We start from the raw sequence: 4,532 nt of genomic DNA, 5'->3' as shown, positions 1-4,532 counted from the left end.
GCTCGAGCTCCGCCGCGGCCGCGAGCAGCGAGCGGAGCTCGGCGCCCTGGTAGCGCCGCTCGCTCCACGAGCGCAGCGACTCGGACAGGACCCACAGGCCCATCACGTTCTTGAGGAACCGGATGGTCCCGTCGACGCCGACCTCGTTGGTGAAGTCGGCGAGCCGGGCGTCCTCGGTCAGCACGGGCCGGTCGAGCTCGAGGCCGACCAGGGACCAGGTGCCCGAGGAGATGTAGGCGAAGTCGCGGGCCTCTGCGGGGACCGCGACGACCGCCGAGGCGGTGTCGTGGGAGCCCACCGCCACCACGGGCACCTCGGCCGAGGCACCCAGGTCCTCGGCGACGTCGGGCAGCAGCGGCCCGAGGAGAGAGCCCGGGTCCCGAAGGGGCGGGAGGACCCCTTCGGGAAGCCCGAGCTCCCGGCACAGGTCGACCGCCCAGACGCCCTGCCGGACGTCGTAGAGCTGGGTGGTCGAGGCGTTGGTGCGCTCGGCGCCGATCGCACCGGTGAGCCAGTAGCCGAGCAGGTCCGGCAGCAGCAGCATCGTCTCGGCCGCATCGAACGCGGTGGTGCCGCGGGCCGCGACGAGCTGGTAGATCGTGTTGAACGGGAGCTGCTGGATGCCGGTGGTGCCGTAGAGCGTGGCCGCACCGATCTGCGCGACCACCTTCTCGGCGATCCCCTCGACACGGGCGTCGCGGTGGCTGAAGACCTGGCCGAGCAGCTGGCCGTCGTGGTCCAGCAGCCCGTGGTCGATGGCCCAGGAGTCGATCCCGATGCCGTGCAGCGGTCCCGTGCCGGCCACCTCACGGATGCCGGTGAGCACCTCGCGATGGATGCCGAGCACGTCCCAGAAGAGCGAGCCGCGGACACGTACCGCTCCGTTGGGGAAGCGGTGCAGCTCGTTGATCTCGACCCGGTCGCCACCGATCCGGCCGGACATCACCCGACCGGAGGTGGCACCCAGGTCGACCGCCGCGACCCTGACGTGTGGACTCATCGCAAGAACGCTGCGGCGACGCCGGCGTCGACGGGGACGTGCAGGCCGGTGGTGTGGGTCAGGTCGGGCCCGCAGAGCACGAAGACGGCGTTGGCGATGTTCTCCGGGAGCACCTCGCGCTTGAGCAGGGTGCGCTGGGCGTAGAACTTGCCGAGCTCCTCCTCCTTGACCCCGTAGACCTCGGCCCGCTTGGCGCCCCAGCCGCCGGCGAAGATGCCGGAGCCCTGGACCACGCCGTCGGGGTTGATGCCGTTGACCTTGACGCCGTGCTCACCGAGCTCGGCGGCCAGCAGGCGGACCTGGTGGGCCTGGTCGGCCTTGGCTGCGCCGTAGGCGACGTTGTTGGGCCCGGCGAAGAGCGAGTTCTTGGAGGAGATGTAGACGATGTCGCCGCCCATCTCCTGCTCGATCAGCACCTTCGCCGCAGCCTTGGAGACCAGGAACGAGCCCTTGGCCATCACGTCGTGCTGGAGGTCCCAGTCGCGCTCGGTGGTCTCCAGCAGCGACTTGGACAGCGACAGGCCGGCGTTGTTGACGACCAGGTCGACACCGCCGAAGGCGAGCACCGCGGCGTCGAACATCGCCTGCACGGCGGCCTCGTTCGAGACGTCCGCGGCGAGACCCACGGCGACGTCGGGGCCGCCGATCTCGGCGGCAGCGGCCTCGGCCTTGGCGAGGTCGAGGTCGGCGATCACGACGCAGGCGCCCTCGGCGGCGAGCCGCTGCGCGGTGGCCTTGCCGATGCCGGAGGCGGCGCCGGTGACCAGGGCGACCCTGGTCGCGAGGGGCTTGGGTGCGGGCATCCGCTGGAGCTTGGCCTCCTCGAGCGCCCAGTACTCGATCCGGAACTTCTCCGACTCGTCGATCGGGGCGTACGTCGAGAGCCCCTCGGCGCCGCGCATCACGTTGATCGCGTTGACGTAGAACTCCCCCGCCACCCGGGCGGTCTGCTTGTTCTTGCCGAAGGAGAACATGCCGACGCCGGGGACCAGGACGATGAGCGGGTCCTTGCCGCGGATCGCGGGGCTGTTCGCGTCGGCGTGCCGGTCGTAGTAGCCCTGGTAGTCCTCGCGGTAGCTGACCGCGAGCTCCTTGAGGCGGGCGATCGACTCCTCCACCGAGGCGGAGGCCGGGAGGTCGAGGACCAGCGGCTTCACCTTCGTGCGCAGGAAGTGGTCGGGGCACGAGGTGCCGAGCTCGGCCAGACGCGGGTGCGCCTCGCTGGCCAGGAAGTCGAGGACCACCTCGGCGTCGGTGAAGTGGCCGACCATCGGCTGGTCCGCCGAGGCGATGCCACGGATCGTGGGAGCCAGAGCAGCAGCCTTCGTACGCCGCTCCGCCTCGTCCAGGGGCGCGTAGCCGTCGAGCGCGGGGCCGAACGGCTCCGCCTTGCTGTGCTCGGCGATGTAGGCGGCGGCCGTGTCGATGATCCAGAGCGAGTTCTTCTCGGCCTCCTCGGAGGTGTCGCCCCAGGCGGTGATGCCGTGGCCGCCGAGGATGCAGCCGACCGCCTGCGGGTTCTTCGCCTTGAGCTCGGCGATGTCGAGGCCGAGCTGGAAGCCGGGTCGGCGCCACGGCACCCAGACGACCTGGTCGCCGAAGATCTCCTTGGTGAGGTTCTCGCCGTCGGCGGCGGTCGCGATCGCGATGCCGGAGTCGGGGTGGAGGTGGTCGACGTGCTCGGCGTCGACGAGGCCGTGCATCGCGGTGTCGATCGACGGCGCCGCGCCGCCCTTGCCGTGCAGGCAGTAGTCGAACGCGGCGACCATCTCGTCCTCGCGCTCGACGCCCGGGTAGACGTCGACGAGCGCGCGCATCCGGTCGAGCCGGAGCACCGCCAGACCGCTCTCCTTCAGGGTGCCGAGGTCACCGCCGGAGCCCTTGACCCAGAGCAGCTCGACGTCCTGGCCCGTCACCGGGTCGGTCGCAGTGCCCTTGGCGGAGGTGTTGCCGCCGGCGTAGTTGGTGTTCTTCGGATCCGCGCCGAGACGGTTCGAGCGCGCGATCAGGTCTTCTGCAGTGGTCATCTTTCTCCCGCTCACGTGATTCACAGCCATCCGGCCTGGGTGCCGCCGACTCGGGCGGCTTCGATCTGTTCCTGGTAGCCGCTGGCCAGGTAGGCGCGCATCGGGTCCGCGGCCAGGCCACGGTCCTCACGCCACCCGCCGAGGTCGGCGCGTACGTCGGTGTAGAAGGCGTCCATGAAGATCTCGTTGGCCAGGAGTACGTCGCCGTCCTCCTGCGCCTTGGCAAGAGCGTCGGTGTCGAGGAGGAGCGCCCGCGCGGACATCTCCTGGACGTTGAGCACGGACCGGATCTGGCCCGGGATCTTCTTCTCGATGTTGTGGCACTGGTCGAGCATGAACGCGACCCCGCCATCCTTCAGCGGCTTGAAGCCGCCGCCGCGGACGACCTCGACGAGGATCCGGAAGAGCTGGAACGGGTCGGCCGCGCCGACGATCAGGTCGTCGTCGGCGTAGAAGCGGCTGTTGAAGTCGAAGGAGCCGAGCTTCCCCAGCCGCAGCAGCTGCATCACGATGAACTCGATGTTGGTGCCGGGCGCATGGTGGCCGGTGTCGAGGCAGACGACGGCCCGGTCACCGAGGGCGCTGACCTGGGCGAACGACGTGCCCCAGTCGGGGACGTCGGTGTGGTAGAACGCCGGCTCGAAGAACTTGTACTCCAGCACCAGGCGCTGCTCGTCGCCCAAGCGCTCGTAGATGGTCGCGAGCGACTCGGCGAGCCGGTCCTGGCGGCCGCGCATGTCGGCCTGCCCCGGATAGTTGGACCCCTCGGCGAGCCAGATCTTCAGGTCGCGCGAGCCGGTCGCGTCCATCACCTCGATGCACTCGAAGTGGTGGTCGATCGCCTTCTGCCGGATCTTCGCGTCGGTGTGGGTGAGCGCACCGAGCTTGTAGTCGTCGTCCTGGAAGGTGTTGGAGTTGATCGTGCCGAGCGCGATCCCCTGGTCCTCGGCATAGCCGCGCAGCGCCGCGTAGTCATCGACCCTGTCCCACGGGATGTGCAGCGCGACGCTCGGCGCCAGGCCGGTGAAGCGGTGGACGGTGGCCGCGTCGGCGACCTTCTCCTCGGGGGTGCGCGGGGTGCCGGGGGTGCCGAAGACCTTGAACCGGGTCCCCGAGTTTCCGTAGGCCCACGAGGGGACCTCGATCTCAAGGGCGGCCAGGTCGCCCGAGATCTGGTCGAACGTCGTCATCGGAGAGCCTCTCTGTGTGCGGTTGAAAGGTTTCAAAGCGCGCATCCGACGTTAGTGGCGCACGTCACTTGCGTCAAGAGGGGGCTGGCTTTCGTTGCGTTTCAGTTTTCGCGCCGGCCTTCGCCGAGTCGGCGCATCCTGACCGCAACCGTCGCCGAGTCGGCGCATCCTGACCGCAACCGTCGCCGAGTCGGCGCATCCTGACCGCAACCGTCGCCGAGTCGGCGCGTCCTGACCGCAACCGTCGCCGAGTCGGCGCGTCCTGACCGCAACCGTCGCCGAGTCGCCCCGTCGTGACCGCCACCCACCCCGCCT

The 4,532-nt window shown here is 69.8% G+C and carries 3 protein-coding genes; all 3 read right to left on the bottom strand.

Going from position 1 to position 4,532, the window contains the following annotated elements:
- On the bottom strand, positions 1-1,000 hold a 1,000-nt coding region (locus ACFU7D_RS28760), incomplete at its 3' end, for a rhamnulokinase family protein (RefSeq protein WP_378873708.1).
- Complete coding sequence (locus ACFU7D_RS28755) at positions 997-3,027, bottom strand: bifunctional aldolase/short-chain dehydrogenase (protein WP_378873705.1); 2,031 nt, start codon at positions 3,025-3,027, stop codon at positions 997-999. The genes ACFU7D_RS28755 and ACFU7D_RS28760, both read right to left, overlap by 4 nt.
- 20 nt (positions 3,028-3,047) lie before the next feature.
- Positions 3,048-4,217, bottom strand: a complete 1,170-nt coding sequence (rhaI, locus tag ACFU7D_RS28750) for an L-rhamnose isomerase (protein WP_378873702.1) — start codon at positions 4,215-4,217, stop codon at positions 3,048-3,050.
- Positions 4,218-4,532 lie beyond the last annotated feature (315 nt).

Origin of the sequence: Nocardioides sp. NPDC057577, from assembly GCF_042801335.1 — a bacterium.
Classification (GTDB): Bacteria; Actinomycetota; Actinomycetes; order Propionibacteriales; family Nocardioidaceae; genus Nocardioides.
Note: the sequence above shows the minus strand (reverse complement) of the source record. Positions and strands in the feature narration are given on the sequence as shown.

What these genes read in the sequence shown, in the direction of transcription:
- ACFU7D_RS28755 (WP_378873705.1), bottom strand. Translation starts at nt 3,027, where the DNA reads ATGACCACTGCAGAAGACCTGATCGCGCGCTCGAACCGTCTCGGCGCG.
- rhaI (WP_378873702.1), bottom strand. Translation starts at nt 4,217, where the DNA reads ATGACGACGTTCGACCAGATCTCGGGCGACCTGGCCGCCCTTGAGATC.